Source organism: Streptomyces sp. NBC_00388 (genome assembly GCF_036061255.1).
Classification (GTDB): Bacteria; Actinomycetota; Actinomycetes; order Streptomycetales; family Streptomycetaceae; genus Streptomyces.
The window spans coordinates 4,756,489-4,770,947 of record NZ_CP107948.1; the positions used below are offsets into that span (position 1 = coordinate 4,756,489).

General features: G+C 71.7%; 15 protein-coding genes. 8 read left to right on the forward strand and 7 right to left on the reverse strand.

Features of this window, described 5'->3' with window-relative positions; translation table 11 throughout:
* Positions 1 to 236: 236 nt before the first annotated feature.
* Both OG917_RS21370 and OG917_RS21375 read right to left on the reverse strand, forming a co-directional pair.
* Positions 237 to 953, reverse strand: a complete 717-nt coding sequence (locus tag OG917_RS21370) for an isocitrate lyase/PEP mutase family protein (RefSeq protein ID WP_328319200.1) — start codon at positions 951 to 953, stop codon at positions 237 to 239.
* A gap of 108 nt (positions 954 to 1,061) precedes the next feature.
* A complete protein-coding gene (locus tag OG917_RS21375; RefSeq protein WP_328319201.1) occupies positions 1,062 to 1,601 on the reverse strand; it encodes a carboxymuconolactone decarboxylase family protein in 540 nt (179 codons plus the stop codon).
* Between the two features lie 151 nt (positions 1,602 to 1,752).
* Here OG917_RS21375 and pdxR point away from each other — a divergent pair, with 151 nt between their 5' ends.
* On the forward strand, positions 1,753 to 3,144 hold the full coding sequence (pdxR, locus tag OG917_RS21380; protein WP_328319202.1) for a MocR-like pyridoxine biosynthesis transcription factor PdxR: 1,392 nt from the start codon (positions 1,753 to 1,755) through the stop codon (positions 3,142 to 3,144).
* Between the two features lie 105 nt (positions 3,145 to 3,249).
* Here the strand turns inward: pdxR and OG917_RS21385 are convergent, their stop codons facing one another.
* The gene (locus OG917_RS21385) at positions 3,250 to 4,077 is read right to left on the reverse strand and encodes a hypothetical protein (RefSeq protein WP_328322067.1); all 828 of its coding nucleotides are present in this window, start codon (positions 4,075 to 4,077) and stop codon (positions 3,250 to 3,252) included.
* Positions 4,078 to 4,205: 128 nt separating this feature from the next.
* On the opposite strand from OG917_RS21385, the gene OG917_RS21390 reads away from it, so the two are divergent.
* Positions 4,206 to 4,499: a hypothetical protein gene (locus OG917_RS21390; RefSeq protein ID WP_328319203.1), complete on the forward strand. Its 294-nt coding sequence runs from the start codon at positions 4,206 to 4,208 to the stop codon at positions 4,497 to 4,499.
* Positions 4,500 to 4,545: 46 nt separating this feature from the next.
* Positions 4,546 to 5,793 carry a glutathionylspermidine synthase family protein gene (locus OG917_RS21395; RefSeq protein ID WP_328319204.1) on the forward strand — a complete coding sequence of 416 codons (1,248 nt, stop codon included), beginning with the start codon at positions 4,546 to 4,548 and terminating at the stop codon, positions 5,791 to 5,793.
* A gap of 125 nt (positions 5,794 to 5,918) precedes the next feature.
* Here OG917_RS21395 and rocD read toward each other — a convergent pair whose 3' ends face one another.
* Positions 5,919 to 7,124 (reverse strand): ornithine--oxo-acid transaminase, encoded by a 1,206-nt coding sequence (gene rocD / locus OG917_RS21400; protein ID WP_328319205.1) that lies wholly within the window; start codon positions 7,122 to 7,124, stop codon positions 5,919 to 5,921.
* A 780-nt stretch (positions 7,125 to 7,904) separates the two neighbouring features.
* The gene (locus tag OG917_RS21405) at positions 7,905 to 8,570 is read right to left on the reverse strand and encodes an RNA polymerase sigma factor (RefSeq protein ID WP_328319206.1); all 666 of its coding nucleotides are present in this window, start codon (positions 8,568 to 8,570) and stop codon (positions 7,905 to 7,907) included.
* A gap of 94 nt (positions 8,571 to 8,664) precedes the next feature.
* Here OG917_RS21405 and trpS point away from each other — a divergent pair, with 94 nt between their 5' ends.
* A complete protein-coding gene (gene trpS / locus OG917_RS21410) occupies positions 8,665 to 9,678 on the forward strand; it encodes a tryptophan--tRNA ligase (RefSeq protein ID WP_328319207.1) in 1,014 nt (337 codons plus the stop codon).
* Positions 9,679 to 9,787: 109 nt separating this feature from the next.
* Positions 9,788 to 10,375 carry a 2'-5' RNA ligase family protein gene (locus OG917_RS21415; RefSeq protein WP_328319208.1) on the forward strand — a complete coding sequence of 196 codons (588 nt, stop codon included), beginning with the start codon at positions 9,788 to 9,790 and terminating at the stop codon, positions 10,373 to 10,375.
* A gap of 15 nt (positions 10,376 to 10,390) precedes the next feature.
* On the opposite strand, the gene OG917_RS21420 is transcribed toward OG917_RS21415, so the two are convergent.
* Both OG917_RS21420 and OG917_RS21425 read right to left on the reverse strand, forming a co-directional pair.
* Positions 10,391 to 11,146: a decaprenylphospho-beta-D-erythro-pentofuranosid-2-ulose 2-reductase gene (locus OG917_RS21420; protein ID WP_328319209.1), complete on the reverse strand. Its 756-nt coding sequence runs from the start codon at positions 11,144 to 11,146 to the stop codon at positions 10,391 to 10,393.
* Positions 11,147 to 11,297: 151 nt separating this feature from the next.
* Positions 11,298 to 12,644: an FAD-binding oxidoreductase gene (locus OG917_RS21425; RefSeq protein ID WP_328319210.1), complete on the reverse strand. Its 1,347-nt coding sequence runs from the start codon at positions 12,642 to 12,644 to the stop codon at positions 11,298 to 11,300.
* Between OG917_RS21425 and OG917_RS21430 the strand changes: the two genes are divergently transcribed.
* The 3 genes from OG917_RS21430 to OG917_RS21440 all read left to right on the forward strand — a co-directional run bounded on the left by OG917_RS21430 (position 12,643) and on the right by OG917_RS21440 (position 14,430).
* Complete coding sequence (locus tag OG917_RS21430; protein WP_328319211.1) at positions 12,643 to 12,774, forward strand: hypothetical protein; 132 nt, start codon at positions 12,643 to 12,645, stop codon at positions 12,772 to 12,774. The two genes, OG917_RS21425 and OG917_RS21430, sit on opposite strands and share 2 nt — an antisense overlap.
* A gap of 179 nt (positions 12,775 to 12,953) precedes the next feature.
* Positions 12,954 to 13,439, forward strand: a complete 486-nt coding sequence (locus tag OG917_RS21435) for a phosphatase PAP2 family protein (protein ID WP_328322069.1) — start codon at positions 12,954 to 12,956, stop codon at positions 13,437 to 13,439.
* Positions 13,423 to 14,430, forward strand: coding sequence for a decaprenyl-phosphate phosphoribosyltransferase (locus OG917_RS21440; protein ID WP_328319212.1), 1,008 nt, complete (start codon positions 13,423 to 13,425; stop codon positions 14,428 to 14,430). Before OG917_RS21435 ends, OG917_RS21440 begins: the two co-directional genes overlap by 17 nt.
* Positions 14,431 to 14,459: the final 29 nt, after the last annotated feature.

The window sequence follows — 14,459 nt, forward strand, 5'->3', positions numbered from 1 at the left end:
AAGTCGGTTCTTCGGTTCTCCCGCTCAGCCGCTCAGCCGCTCAGCCGCTTTACTGCTCTGACGCTTTTCTGATCTACCGCTAGTGGGAACGCCCCCGGCAGCCATATGGCCGCCGGGGGCGTTCCCGCGTTCTCCGGTGCTGCGTTCTCGGGTGCTGCGTGCCGCGTGCTGTGTGCTGAGGGGCGCCCCGGCTCATCGGCCGGCCGGCCCGGTCGGCGGGCCGTGGGGTGGGCTCCTCAGGCCATCAGTACCTTCGCGTCCCGGCGCAGCCGCTCCATCGACTGCCGGAGCAGTCCGGGGCCGAACGTGATGCGGGTGGCCCCCAGGCCCCCCAGCTCTCGCGGTGAGGGGCCGTCCGGGAGGAAGAGGGCATTGAGCGGTGCCCCGATGCCGGATGCCAGGCCGGGCAGCTGGTCCGGGGGCGCCATGATCGGGTAGACGCAGTCGGCGCCCGCGGCCACGTAGCGCAGGGCGCGGTCGATGGTCTGCGCCGGGTCGGACACGCCACGGATGTAGGTGTCCACGCGGGCGTTGATGAAGAGTCCGCCGCCTGCCGCCGCACGGAACGCCGCCAGCCGGTCCGCGTTCTGCTGCGCGTCGCCGAGCCCTTCGCCGGACGAGTCCTCCAGATTGCAGCCGACCGCGCCGGTGCCGAGCAGTCGCTCGGCGAGTTCCTCCGGCGGCAGGCCGTACCCGGCCTCGATGTCCGCGGAAACGGCCACCCCGAAGCCCTCGACAGCCCGGACGATCCGGCTGATCGCGGCGAACATCTCGTCGGCCGGGGTCTCGCCGTCCGCGTAGCCGAGTGCGGCCGCCACCCCGGCACTCGGGGTGGCGAGCGCCGGGAATCCGGCTTCGGCGAAGGCGCGTGCGCTGGCCGCGTCCCAGGGACCGGGGAGTACCAGGGGGTCGCCGGGGGGCCGGTCCAGATGGAGGCTGCGGAAGTCCGTCATGCGAGGTCCTTCGGTGGCGTTGGCGGGGGCGGCTCTTCTGACGGCTCCGGCGGTGGCGGGTGGGCGGGCCGCGCCGGGCGGGCGCGGATGCCGCCGGGCCGGGCCGGGTCAGTGGCGGTGGGCGACGGAGCTCGGCGTGTAGTGGCCGGGGACCATGCGGGTGGATACGGCGAAGCGGTTCCAGGAGTTGATCACCGTGATCGCCGCGATGAGGTGGGCCAGCTCGCTCTCGTCGAAGTGCCCGGCCGCGCGCGCGTAGACCTCGTCGGGCACGAAGCCGTCGGTCAGGACCGTGATCGCCTCGGTCAGCTCGATCGCCGCGATCTCCTTCGCGGTGTAGAAGTGCTTCGACTCCTCCCAGCCGCTCAGCTGCACGATCCGCTCGATCGATTCGCCTGCCGCGAGAGCATCCTTCGAATGCATGTCCAGGCAGAAGGCGCAGTGGTTGATCTGCGATGCGCGGATCTTCACCAGTTCGAGCAGTGTCGGATCGACGCCCCGCCGGGCCGCCGCGTCCAGGCTGACCATGGCCTTGTAGACCTCGGGGGCGAGCTTGGTCATGTCGAGGCGGGGCGTGTGCTCGGGGAGGTACTCCGGTGCCGGGTCCGCGCCGGTCGCGCTGTTCGTGGTGGCTGCAGTGTCCGTCATGGCTGTGCTGCTCCTCAGGCTCTGGTCCGCGATGGCGCGTGATGGTCCGATGTGGTTCGCACCGATGTGCATCTTTTCGAACCGTTCACGGTATTTCGTCTTGTACCTACGACGCTACGTGGCCTATGGCGCAGGGGTATGGTCCATTTCTGTGACGGATTCCTGGGCCACTTTCGGTGTCGACCTGCATCTGGAACTCACCGGCCCGGGGCTCCGCGCCGGTCTCGCGGACGCGCTGCGCCAGGCCGCCCGCACCGGGCGGCTCGCGCCGGGGACCAGGCTGCCGTCCTCGCGCACGCTCGCCGTCGATCTCGGCGTGGCCCGTAACACGGTCGCGGACGCCTACGCCGAACTGGTGGCCGAGGGGTGGCTGACCGCCCGGCAGGGTTCGGGGACCCGGGTGGCCCCGCGGTCCGTAGCGCGGGGGGAGCCCGAACCGGCGGCGGTCCGCCGCCCGCGGCGGACCGGCCCCGCGTACAGCCTCCGGCCAGGCTCGCCCGACCTGGCATCCTTCCCACGCACGGAGTGGCTCAGGGCGTCGAGGAGGGCGCTGACCGCCGCGCCCCACGACGCGTTCGGTTATGGGGACCCGCGGGGCCGCACCGAGCTGCGAACCGTCCTGGCGGACTATCTGGCACGGGCACGGGGCGTCCACGCGGACCCGGACCGCATCGTGATCTGTGCCGGGTTCGCCCACGGGCTGATGCTGCTGGGGAAGGTACTGCGGGGGAGACGGGTACGTGAGGTGGCCGTCGAGTCGTACGGCCTCGACCTGCACTGGAACCTGCTGGCCGACGCCGGGCTGCGCACCCGGGCCCTCTCCGTGGACGAGCACGGTTCGCGCACGGACGAACTGGGGAGTGAGGGAGCGGTTCTGATGACCCCGGCGCACCAGTTCCCGATGGGTGTGCCGCTCCACCCGGACCGGCGCACGGCCGCCGTCGACTGGGCCAGGACCACGGGCGGGGTGGTCCTGGAGGACGACTACGACGGAGAGTTCCGCTACGACCGCCAGCCAGTCGGGGCGCTCCAGGGGCTGGACCCCGGTCGGGTCGTCTACTGCGGAACGGCCAGCAAGTCCATCGCGCCCGGACTGCGGCTCGGCTGGCTGGTGCTGCCCGGGGAGATGGTGGGGCAGGTCCTGGAGGCGAAGGGGCCCTCCGACTGGATGTCCAGCTCACTGGAGCAGCTGACGCTGGCGGAGTTCATCGCCTCCGGCGCCTACGACCGGCATGTCCGTTCCATGCGGCTGCGCTACCGGCGACGGCGCGACCAGCTGGTGGAGGCACTGGCCGAACGGGCACCGGACATCAGGGTGTCCGGGATCGCTGCCGGGTTGCACGCCGTACTCGAACTGCCCCCGGGCACCGAGCAGTCGGTCGTCCAGGCGGCGGCCTGGCAGGGCCTCGCCCTGGACGGCGGGGCGCAGTTCAGGCACACGGGGGTGCGGGACGGGCGGGACATGCTGGTGGTCGGGTACGGGACACCGCCGGACAGCGCGTGGACAGGGGCGCTGGACGCGCTGTGCCGGGTGCTTCCTTGAGGCGTCGTCCTTGAGGCGTGGTCATGCTCGCTGATCGCACGATGCCCCGGGGGCGCGCACCCACCGGGCTGCCGGCCCCTGGGCTTCGGGAGGCAGGTCCCCGCTTCAGGTCTCGGCCGGGGCCGGCGCCGCCGGGGCCTCACCGAACCGTGCCAGCGCGAGCGCTCCCGCCACGGCCACCGCGAAGCCGGCCACCGCCAGCGGGGCGAGACCCTCCCGCGTACGGTCTCCCAGCCAGACCACACCGACCAGCGCGGGGCCGATCGTCTCGCCGAGCACCATGCCCGCAGTGGCCGTGGTCACCGAGCCGCGCTGCAGCGCCGAGGTGAGCAGCAGGAAGGCTGAACCGCCGCCCACCAGCAGCGCGTACAGCGCAGGGTTGGTGAAGTCGACCGAGTCGATGAGGCGCACCGCCACTTCGACCACCCCGAAGCCCACCCCGGACCCGAGCCCGAGCACCAGGGCCCGCGCCCGGCCCTTGAGGCGGCCGGCCACGGCGCCGACGAGGAGAACCGCGAGCGCGACCCCGAGCATCGTCCAGCGCAGCGAGGACGTTCCGGCTGTGTGGCCCTCGGCTCCGGAGGCGAGGCCGAGCATCCCGAGGCCCGCGCAGACGACCGCCACCGCCCCCCACTCGGTACCGGAGAGCCGGACGCCGAGGATCCGGGACGCCACCACGGCGGTGACCGCGAGACTCGCGGCGAGCGCGGCGCCGACCGCGTAGATCGGCAGGGTCCGCAGGGCGATGATCTGGAGTACGAAACCGAGCCCGTCGAGGCCGAGACCCGCGATGTAGCGCCACTGGTGCAGCGCGCGCAGGAGCAGCGCAGCGTCCACACCGGAGCCGGTTCCCGGCGCGGAGGCGCGGGCCGCGGCGGCCTGGAGCACGGAGGCCGTGCCGAAGCAGACCGCTGAACCGAGGGCGCAGATCATTCCAAGGAGCACGAAAGGACTCTAGTTGGGCGGAGGAGGGGCCAGTACCGGCCGTCCGGAGCCATGACATCTAGTCTGTACACCGACAGAATTAACGGAAGAGTTCGTACGACGGGGGAGGTCGGCGCATGCGCAAGATGAGGTCGGGCGCTGTGGTGCTCGGTGGGATGGGGATGCTGGCGGTGACGCTCACCGCCTGCGGGTCCGATGTGGACAAGCGGTGCGTCGATCCGAAGACGCACAAGCAGCTGCCGAAGTACGAGTGCAGCAACGGCAACGGCCGGGGCACGTACTACTACGGCGGCTCGTCCAAGCACGGCAAGGTCTCGGGCGGAAGCTTCAGCAAGCCCTCGGTGCACCGCGGCGGCTTCGGCGGCGGGTCCCACTCGGGCGGCGGCGGACACCACTCCAGCGGCGGCTGAGCCGGACCGGGCCGGAACAGCAGACGTACGGGAACAGGCGGACACCATGCAGCGGCACACCATCGAACCACGCCCCGGCTGGCAGCAGATGGTCGAGGAGCAGGGTCTGGTCTATCCGCTGACCCGCTATCCCGACGACTCCCTGCGCCCGTACTGGGACGAGAGCGCGTACTACTCGTTCTCCCTGCCCGAGGTCGAGGCGCTGGAGGAGGTGGTCGAAGAACTGCACGCGATGTGCCTGGCGGCGGCCGCCCATATCGTCGACCACGACCGCTTCGCGGAGCTGGGCATCACCGATCCCCGGCTGGCCAGGCTGGTCGGTGAGTCCTGGCACCGGCGGGACGAACTGCCCTCCGTGTACGCGCGGTTCGACCTCCGGTACGACGGCGACGGGCCCGCGAAAATGCTGGAGTACAACGCCGACACCCCTACCTCGCTGGTGGAGGCCGCCAGCCCGCAGTGGTTCTGGATGGAGGACCGCTTTCCCGGCGCCGACCAGTGGAACTCGCTGCACGAACGGCTGGTGGCCGCCTGGAAACGCCAGGCACCGCTGCTGCCGCCGGGACCGCTGCACTTCGTGCACTCCGAGGCCGACGAACTGGGCGAGGACCTGATGACGGCCGCCTACCTCCGGGAGACCGCCCAGCAGGCCGGGATCGATACCGAGGCGCTCTCGGTGGAACGGATCGGCTGGGACCCGCTGTCCGGGCGGTTCGTCGACGAACGGATGCGTTTCATACGCAGCTGCTTCAAGCTCTACCCCTGGGAGTGGCTGACGACGGACAGCTTCGGACCGCAGGTCCTGGACACGCTCGACAACGGCGGTTCCACCGGTTCGACCTGCTGGATCGAGCCGGCCTGGAAGATGCTGCTCTCCAACAAGGCGCTGCTCGCGGTGGTCTGGGAGCTGTACCCCGGACACCCGAATCTGCTGCCCGCCTATCTGGACGGACCGCGCGAACTCGCTCTGGCCAAGGGGTATGTCTCCAAGCCCCTGCTCGGCCGTGAGGGTGCGGGGGTCGTGATCCACGAGCCTGGTGCTGGTGCTGGTGCTGGTGCTGGTGCTGGTGCTGGTGCGGCTGGCGGCCTCCCGGCCGGAGCCGTGGCCGGCGGCGTCCGGACCGACGAGGCCTGTTGCTACCAGGAGCTGGCCCCGCTGCCCGACTTCGACGGCAACCGTGTGGTGCTGGGCGCTTGGGTCGTCGAGGACGAGGCCGCGGGGCTCGGTATCCGGGAGTCGGCGGGGCCGGTGACGGACGAGTACGCCCGATTTCTGCCCCACGTCATTCTGTAAGCCCGGCGGCCGGGGGCCCGCCTCCGCCCTGGGCCCCACCGCACAGGCCCTTCCGCCCTGGCCCTTCCGTCCTGGCCCCTCCGCCCGGGCCACCCGTACCGCGGGTGGCCCGGGCCGGCCCCGCCTCAGACGTTCAGCACGCTGCGGAGCTGGGCCAGCCCCCAGTCGAGGTCCTCCTTACTGATCACCAGAGGCGGGGCGATCCGGATGGTGGACCCATGAGTGTCCTTCACCAGCACTCCGAGATCCATCAGCTTCTCGGAGATCTCCCGGCCGGTGCCGTGGGCCGGGGCGATGTCCACCCCCGCCCACAGTCCGCGTCCGCGCACGGCCTCCACCGCGCCGGTGCCCACCAGCAGTCCCAGTTCACGGTGGAGGTGATCCCCCAGCTCGGACGCCCGCTGCTGGAACTCGCCGGTCCGCAGCATCGCGATGACCTCCAGGGCGACGGCGCACGCCAGCGGGTTTCCGCCGAAGGTGGAGCCGTGCTCCCCGGGCCGGAAGACACCCAGCACGGACGCCGACGAGACGACCGCCGACACCGGCACCACCCCGCCGCCGAGCGCCTTGCCCAGGATGTACATGTCCGGCACGACGCCCTCGTGCTCGCAGGCGAACGTCTTCCCGGTCCTGCCGAGACCGGACTGGATCTCGTCGGCGATGAACAGAACGTCCCGGTCGCGGGTCAGCTCCCGCACGGCGGGCAGATAGCCGGACGGCGGCACCAGCACCCCGGCCTCGCCCTGGATGGGTTCGAGCAGCACGGCAACGGTGTTGGCGTCCACCGCGGCTTCGAGGGCGGCCAGATCCCCGTACGGGACGATCTCGAAGCCGGGGGTGTACGGGCCGAAGTCCGCCCGGGCCTCGGCGTCCGTCGAGAAACTGACGATCGTGGTCGTCCGGCCGTGGAAGTTGTTCTCGGCGACGACGATCTTGGCCTGTCCTGCCGGTACGCCCTTGACCTGATAGCCCCACTTGCGGGCGGTCTTCACCGCCGTCTCCACCGCCTCGGCCCCGGTGTTCATCGGCAGCACCATCTCCATGCCGCACAGCTCGGCCAGCTGAGTGGAGAAGTCGGCGAACCGGTCGTGGTGGAAGGCCCGGGAGGTGAGGGTGACCCGCTCCAGCTGGGCCTTGGCGGCATCGATCAACCGGCGGTTGCCATGGCCGAAGTTGAGTGCCGAGTAGCCGGCGAGCATGTCGAGGTAGCGGCGGCCCTCCACGTCGGTCATCCACGCGCCGTCCGCAGACGCGACGACGACGGGCAGCGGGTGGTAGTTGTGCGCGCTGTGCGCTTCGGCAGAGGCGATCGATGTTTCCGTAACTGACACGGGTTCTCCGTTCTTACGGGGTGCGGTCCTACGGGGTGCGGGGCTTGCTCCCGGCATTCGTGGCCGTCGGCGTCGGTGTTCGGGCCTGCGGTGTACGTGGCTGCGGCGTAGGGGCTTGCGATTCACGGGGCCGGCGAGTCATGGGGCTTGCGGCTCACGGGGCGGTCGGCGTACGGCTCGGCTGCGGAGGGGGCGTACGGCGTAAGGGCCGTACGGGCGCGGGTCCTGCGGTGGGTGCGCCATCGGGTGCTCTTTCCTATCGTGAGCCGCGGCGGCCAGGAAGAAACCTTCTGGAGGGTCGCGCCGGGTGGTCGTGCGGTGCCGGGGCATACCCCACGTCGATCCCGTCGGCCCCCGTGGCCCCGGGGCCTTCGCACCAGTCGAGCCGGCCGAGCGCCCAGGCCCGGACCCGGTCGAACCGGCCCCTCTCCGGAAGCGGTGCCGGATCGCCGGGGGGAGCGGACGCCGCGTCGGCCACGATCCGCGCCAGGACCCGCTCGGCCATCGACTCGCCCGGCCACGGCCCGTCCGGGCCGCGCCCCTCCGCTCCCTCCCCGCTCGCTCCGCCCCTGCTCGCTCCCTTCCCGCCCGTTCCGCCCGCGCCTGCTCCTTCCCGGCCCGCTCCGTCGAGCGTCCGGCCCAGGGCCCGCAGCTCCGCCAGGAGCCGTGAGTCCGGACGATCCGACCTGTCCGGACGATCCGAACGGTCCGGACCATCCGAACCGTCCGGGCCACGCCGCCCGTCACCGCCGCCCTCACCCTTGCCGCGCATGTCTCGCGTCACCCCGCACACCGTGCCCCTCGCTTGTCGTCCTTCATCAGCGCCCGCCCCTGATGCGGGGCTGTGAGGCCGGTGAGGTCCGGGCTGCCGTCCGGTGGCGGCAGCAGTCTGCTCAGCTTCTTCAAGGCCCGGTTCAGCCGGGACTTCACCGTGCCGCGCGGCCAGCCCAGAGCCTCCGCCGTCTCCGCTTCGTCCATCTCCAGCAGATAGCGGTACGTCACCACGAGCCGCTGCTCGGTGCTCAGCCGGTCCAGCGCAGCCAGCAGCAGCGCCCGGCGCTCCTCCCGCAGGGCGGCCACCGCAGGATCCGCCGACTCCGGTATCAGTGGCTCCGCCTCCGTCAGAGCGGCCTCACGGCGCGTCGCGCACCTGCGCCGGCCGGCCGAGCGCAGTGCGTTCCGCGTCTCGTTCAGCACGATCCGCAGCAGCCAGGGCCGGAACGACGCGCCCGGCTCGAAGCGGCCCAGTGCCCGGTAGGCCTTGAAGAAGGCCGTCTGCACGACATCCTCCGCGTCCCCGCCGGCCCCGAACGCAGCCGCCGCGCGCAGCGCGATACCGGTGTACGCCCGCACCAGCTCCGCGTACGCCCCGGCGTCTCCTGCCCGGACGCGCGCGATCACTGCGGCCTCTCCCGCACCGGCGGCCGTGGTCTCGTATGTGGCCATGCCGGCAACGGCGGCGTGGCTCCCCTCCCGCGTTCTCACATCTTTCATACACCGCGCGACGGAGATCGGTTCCGCACCTGAGAGAATGCTGTACATGGCCTCAGACCGTCCCCGGGTGCTCTCCGGGATCCAGCCCACGTCAGGCTCGTTCCACCTCGGCAACTACCTCGGCGCCGTGCGCCAGTGGGTAGCCCTGCAGGAGTCGCACGACGCGTACTACATGGTCGTCGACCTGCACGCGATCACGGTGCCGCAGGACCCGGCCGAGCTGCGGGCCAACACCCGGCTCGCCGCGGCGCAGCTCCTCGCGGCCGGGATCGACCCCGAGCGCTGCACCCTCTTCGTGCAGAGCCACGTGCCCGAGCACGCACAGCTCGGCTGGGTCATGAACTGCCTGGCCGGCTTCGGCGAGGCCTCCCGGATGACCCAGTTCAAGGACAAGTCCGCGAAGCAGGGTGCCGACCGGGCCACCGTCGGCCTCTTCACGTACCCGATCCTCCAGGTCGCCGACATCCTGCTCTACCAGGCCAACCAGGTCCCCGTCGGCGAGGACCAGCGCCAGCACATCGAGCTGACCCGGGACCTCGCGGACCGTTTCAACACACGGTTCGGTGCGACCTTCACCGTTCCGGAGCCGTACATCCTCAAGGAGACGGCGAAGATCTACGACCTCCAGGACCCGTCGGCCAAGATGAGCAAGTCGGCGGCCTCGCCCAAGGGCCTGATCAGTCTGCTCGACGAGCCGAAGGTCTCGGTGAAGAAGGTCAAGAGCGCGGTGACCGACACCGACACGGTGATCCGCTACGACCCGGTGGCGAAGCCCGGCGTGTCGAATCTGCTGACCATCAACTCGACGCTCACCGGCACCAGCATCGCCGACCTGGAGCGACAGTACGAGGGCAAGATGTACGGCGCGCTCAAGACCGATCTCGCCGAGATCGTCGCCGACTTCGTCACACCGTTCAGGGCGCGCACCCAGGAGTACCTGGACGACCCGGAGACGCTGGACTCCGTCCTCGCCAAGGGCGCCGAGAAGGCCCGTACGGTCGCCGCCGAGACTCTGGCCCAGGCCTACGAACGGCTGGGGCTCCTGCCTGCCAAGCACTGACGCGGCGGCTGTGACCTTGGACTCTGGCCACGGAGGCGGAGGGCCCGCCAGACTGCTCGCATAATTGTCCGGCACGTATCAGGAAGCACCGACAGCGGAGGAGAACGACGTGGGGACCGTAACGCTCGGCGTTTCGATCGCGGTCCCGGAGCCGTACGGCAGCCTGCTCCAGGAGCAGCGCGCGGGCTTCGGGGACTCTGCCGCGCACGGCATCCCGACCCACGTCACTCTCGTCCCGCCCACGGAGGCCGACTCCGCGGCGCTGCCCGCGATCGAGGCCCATCTCGCCTCGGTCGCCGCGGCGAACCGGGCCTTCCCGATGCGGCTGTACGGGACGGGGACGTTCCGGCCGCTCTCACCGGTCGTCTTCGTGCAGGTGGTGACGGGCGGTTCGGCCTGTTCCTGGCTCCAGCAGCAGATCAGGGACGCCTCCGGACCACTGGTGCGCGAGCTCCAGTTCCCCTACCACCCGCATGTGACGGTCGCGCACGCCATCTCGGACGAGGAGATGGACCGGGCGTACCAGGCGCTCGCCTCCTTCGAGGCGACCTGGACCTGTGGCTCCTTCGCGCTGTACGAGCAGGGGCCGGACGGCGTGTGGCGCAAGCTCCGCGAGTACGCGTTCGGCGGCGGGGGCGGCGTCGTCCCCGGGCCGAGCATGTCGCGGGAAGCGCCCGCCGCGCCGTCCTTCCCGTAGCTCCGGCCGGCTGTCTCAGACCGGCAGCCGCCTGAACAGCGGCCTCGGGACGTGCCGCAGCGCCGCCATCACCACCCGCAGGGTGCCCGGCACCCAGACGGTCTCGGACCTGCGGCGCAGGCCGGTCTCGATGGCCAGCGCCACCGCCTCCGGCGTGGTCGCCAGCGGGGCCTCGTCCAGCCCCGCCGTCATCTTCGAGCGCACGAAGCCGGGGCGCACCACCATCACGTGGACGCCGGTTCCGTGCAGCGCGTCGCCGAGTCCCTGTGCGAAGGCGTCGAGACCGGCCTTGCTCGACCCGTAGATGAAGTTGGCCCTGCGGGCGCGTTCGCCCGCCACCGAGGAGAGCACCACCAGCGAACCGTGGCCCTGCCCCTGGAGCGCCTTGGCACAGATCAGGCCGGCCGACACCGCCCCGGTGTAGTTGGTCTGCGCGACCCGGACCGCGGAGAGCGGGGCGCTCTCGTCGTGGGCCTGATCGCCCAGCAGGCCGAAGGCCAGCAGCACCATGTCGATGTCGCCCTCCGCGAACACCTTGCCCAGCGCGACCTCATGGGAGTCGGGGTCCAGGGCGTCGAAGGCGGCGGTACGGACCTCCGCCCCGAGGGTCCGCAGGTGGGCGGCGGCCGCGTCGAGCGCGGGGGAGGGGCGTCCGGCCAGCCAGACCGTCCTCGTACGGCGGGTGATCAGGCGGCGGGCCGTGGCCAGCGCGATCTCGGATGTTCCGCCGAGGATCAGCAGGGACTGGGGGGCACCGAAAGCGTCTTTCATGGCTGCTTCCTCGAAGGTCGAAGGTCGAAGGTCGGGGGTCGGGGGTTGCGGGTCGAAGGCCGGGGCCGGACCGGGATCCGCAGGGATCCGGGCCGGGGCGGGCGGTACTGCGGGCGGGGCAGAGGATCCGTGGCGGCGTCCGCGCCCCAGGTCAGAGGCCGAGGCGCCGGGACAGGTCCGATGTGAACACCGACCCCGGGTCCAGTTCGGCGCGCAGTGCCCGGAAGTCGGCCAGCCTCGGGTACATCGCGGCCAGTACATCGGGCCGCAGCCGGGAGTCCTTCGCGAGGTAGACACGGCCGCCCGCCGCCGCCACCTCCTCGTCCAGCGAGTCGAGGAACGCCCCGAGTCCGCCGAGGTTCGCCGGGATGTCCAGGGCGAGCGTCCACCCCGGTACCGGGAAGGAGAGCCAGCCGGGGTCCGCCTCGCCGAAGCGCTTCAGCACGGCCAGGAAGGAGGGGCAGCCGCGCCGCGCGATGCGCCCGACGATCCGGCGCAGGGTCTCCTCCTGTCCGTACCCGACGGCGAACTGGTACTGGACGAAGCCGCTCCGCCCGTAGATCCGGTTCCAGTGGGGCACCCCGTCGAGCGGGTGGAAGAAGGTGGCGAGCCGCTGGATCTGACCGGTCCGCAGCCGCGGGGCCCTGCGGTACCAGAGTTCGTTGAAGAGGGAGACGGAGCCGCGGCCCAGCAGCCCCTCCGGGAAGAAGGGCGGTGGTGCGGGGAGCGTGGCCGGGCGGAAGGCCAGCGGCGCTCGCCGCAGCCGGGCCGGGAGTGCGTCCGGTGGGGCGTGGTCGCCGCGGGTGAGGACCGAGCGTCCGGTGGCGGCGCCCCGCGCCAGCAGGTCGATCCAGGCCACGGAGTAGCGGTAGCGGTCGTCGGTGGCCGTGAGGCGCGCCATCAGGTCGTCGAGGTCCGTGGCCCGCTCGGTGTCGACCGACATCAGGGACGTCCGCACCGGCAGGAGCTGGATCGTCGCGGCGAGGATGGCGCCGGTCAGCCCCATGCCTCCGGCGGTCGCGTCGAAGAGCACCGTGCCGGGGACGGTCGTGTGGACGGTGCCGTCCGCCGTCAGCAGCTCCAGCGAGCGCACATGGCGGGCGAAGGAGCCCGACACGTGGTGGTTCTTGCCGTGGATGTCGGCGCCGATCGCGCCGCCGACGGTGACGTATCTGGTTCCGGGGGTCACCGGCACGAACCAGCCCAGCGGCAGCAGCACCTCCATCAGCCGGTGGAGGCTCACCCCCGCGTCGCAGACCACGATTCCCGCGTCGGCGTCCACGGAGTGGATCCGGTCGAGCCCGGTCATGTCGAGCACGGCGCCGCCGGCGTTCTGCGCGGCGTCGCCGTACGCGCGGCCGAGCCCGCGGGGGATCGAGCCGCGGGCCCCGCCCCCGAGCACCGCTGCCGCCGCCTCCTCGTACGTATGCGGGCGGACCACCAGCGAGGTCGTCGGCGCGGTGCGGCCCCAGCCCGTCACCGAGCCCACGGAACTCATGGCGCGCAGGGTGCGCACCGGACTCGCGGTGCGCACCGGACTCGCGGAGCGCACCGGACTCGCGGGGGCCACCGTGCTCGCGGGGGTGGCGCCGCGCACGGACGGGCTGGTTTCAGCAGACATGGAGTAGACCGTATCGCCCAGATACGCGGGGAAATGGGTGATTGAGGGAGTGTCAACCAGTATGGCCGTGATTATCGGGCAATGTCATATAAGAGCCTTCCCGCCGTGGCGAGGGCCGTGCGGAAAAGAGCGGAGAGGGGTGAGGCAGTGCGGTCCATAGCGAACGATCACCGTCTTCTGTCGGTGATGCGCGACTGCGGTACGGACCCACGGGTGGGCGGCGCCGCGCGCGCCCTCTCCCTCAGCGGTGAACACGGTGCGCTCTGGCTCGCCGCCGGGCTCGCCGGCGCTGTCGCCGACCGTGAGCGGCGGACCGCCTGGCTGCGGGCAACCGCGCTGATCGGCTCGGCCCATCTCGCGAGCATGGCCGTCAAACGGGTGGTGCGCCGCCCCCGCCCCCGGCTCGCCCTGCTGCCCCTCGTACGCACGGCGGGGCGGCACTCCTTCCCCAGCTCGCACGCCTCGTCAGCGGTGGCGGCTGCTGTGGCCTTCGGCGCACTGCGCCCGGCCGGCCACCGTCTCGTCCCGCCGCTCGCCGCCGCGATGTGTGTCTCACGGCTGGTCGTCGGCGTGCACTACCCGACCGATGTCGCCGCAGGCGCCCTGCTCGGCGGAGTCACCGCCGGGCTCGGCACGAAATGGATGCGAGGCGCGCATGTCCGACCTCTCTGACGTCTCCCCGATCACCCAGCTCCCCCCGCTGCCCGAGCGCGGCGCCGTCACCCAGGGGCCCCCGAGACCCCCGCCGCAGGCCGTCCCCGGCGACGGGGGCGGGGGCGGGGCGCTCGGGCTGCCGCTCGGACTGCTCAGAACGGCCCGGCCCCGGCAGTGGATCAAGAACATTCTCGTGGTCTCAGCGCCCGCCGCCGCGGGTGAGCCGCTCTCGCGCGGCGCCGTGGTACAACTCGGTCTCATATTCGTGCTGTTCACCGCGGCATCGTCCGCCGTGTATCTGGTCAACGACGCCCGGGACGCCGAGGCCGACCGTGCCCACCCGGTCAAGTGCCGGCGCCCGGTGGCCGCGGGGCAGGTACCCGTCCCGGTCGCCTACACCGCGGGGGCCCTGCTCGCCGTGGCGACGACCGCCACCGCCGCCGTCCTCTGCAACGACATGACAGCCGCGCTGCTCTCCGCGTACATCGTCATGCAACTCGCCTACTGCGTCAGCCTGAAGCACGTCCTGGTCGTCGATCTGACCGTGGTGACCACCGGCTTCCTGATGCGCGCGATGATCGGCGGGGTGGCACTGGGTATCCCGCTCTCGCGCTGGTTCCTGATCACTGCCGGATTCGGCGCGCTCTTCATGGTCGCCGCCAAGCGCTACTCCGAGGCCGTCCAGATGGAGGGCGACGGCCGGACCCGCGCGCTGCTCTCCGAGTACACCACCGGATACCTGCGCTTCGTCTGGCAGCTGGCGGCCGGAGTCGCCGTCCTCGCCTACTGTCTCTGGGCCATGGAGAGCAGCGGACCGCCCGGCGCCGGACTGCTGCCCTGGCGCCAGCTGTCGATGGTCCCCTTCATCCTGTCCATCCTGCGGTACGCGGTCTTCGCCGACCGCGGCTCCGCCGGCGCCCCGGAGGACGTCATCCTGCGCGACCGCGCGCTCGCCGTGATCGGCGTCGCCTGGATCGCCATGTACGGCCTCGCCGCCGCACACCTGTGAAGGCCGGTGGGGCAGGCATGACACACGGG

Bases quoted from the DNA above. Each gene is read 5' to 3' on its own strand.
- OG917_RS21370 (WP_328319200.1), bottom strand. From the start codon at position 953: ATGACGGACTTCCGCAGCCTCCATCTGGACCGGCCCCCCGGCGACCCC.
- OG917_RS21375 (WP_328319201.1), bottom strand. From the start codon at position 1,601: ATGACGGACACTGCAGCCACCACGAACAGCGCGACCGGCGCGGACCCG.
- OG917_RS21385 (WP_328322067.1), bottom strand. From the start codon at position 4,077: ATGATCTGCGCCCTCGGTTCAGCGGTCTGCTTCGGCACGGCCTCCGTG.
- OG917_RS21390 (WP_328319203.1), top strand. From the start codon at position 4,206: ATGCGCAAGATGAGGTCGGGCGCTGTGGTGCTCGGTGGGATGGGGATG.
- OG917_RS21395 (WP_328319204.1), top strand. From the start codon at position 4,546: ATGCAGCGGCACACCATCGAACCACGCCCCGGCTGGCAGCAGATGGTC.
- OG917_RS21405 (WP_328319206.1), bottom strand. From the start codon at position 8,570: ATGGCCACATACGAGACCACGGCCGCCGGTGCGGGAGAGGCCGCAGTG.
- trpS (WP_328319207.1), top strand. From the start codon at position 8,665: ATGGCCTCAGACCGTCCCCGGGTGCTCTCCGGGATCCAGCCCACGTCA.
- OG917_RS21420 (WP_328319209.1), bottom strand. From the start codon at position 11,146: ATGAAAGACGCTTTCGGTGCCCCCCAGTCCCTGCTGATCCTCGGCGGA.
- OG917_RS21430 (WP_328319211.1), top strand. From the start codon at position 12,643: ATGGCGCGCAGGGTGCGCACCGGACTCGCGGTGCGCACCGGACTCGCG.
- OG917_RS21425 (WP_328319210.1), bottom strand. From the start codon at position 12,644: ATGAGTTCCGTGGGCTCGGTGACGGGCTGGGGCCGCACCGCGCCGACG.
- OG917_RS21435 (WP_328322069.1), top strand. From the start codon at position 12,954: ATGCGCGACTGCGGTACGGACCCACGGGTGGGCGGCGCCGCGCGCGCC.
- OG917_RS21440 (WP_328319212.1), top strand. From the start codon at position 13,423: ATGTCCGACCTCTCTGACGTCTCCCCGATCACCCAGCTCCCCCCGCTG.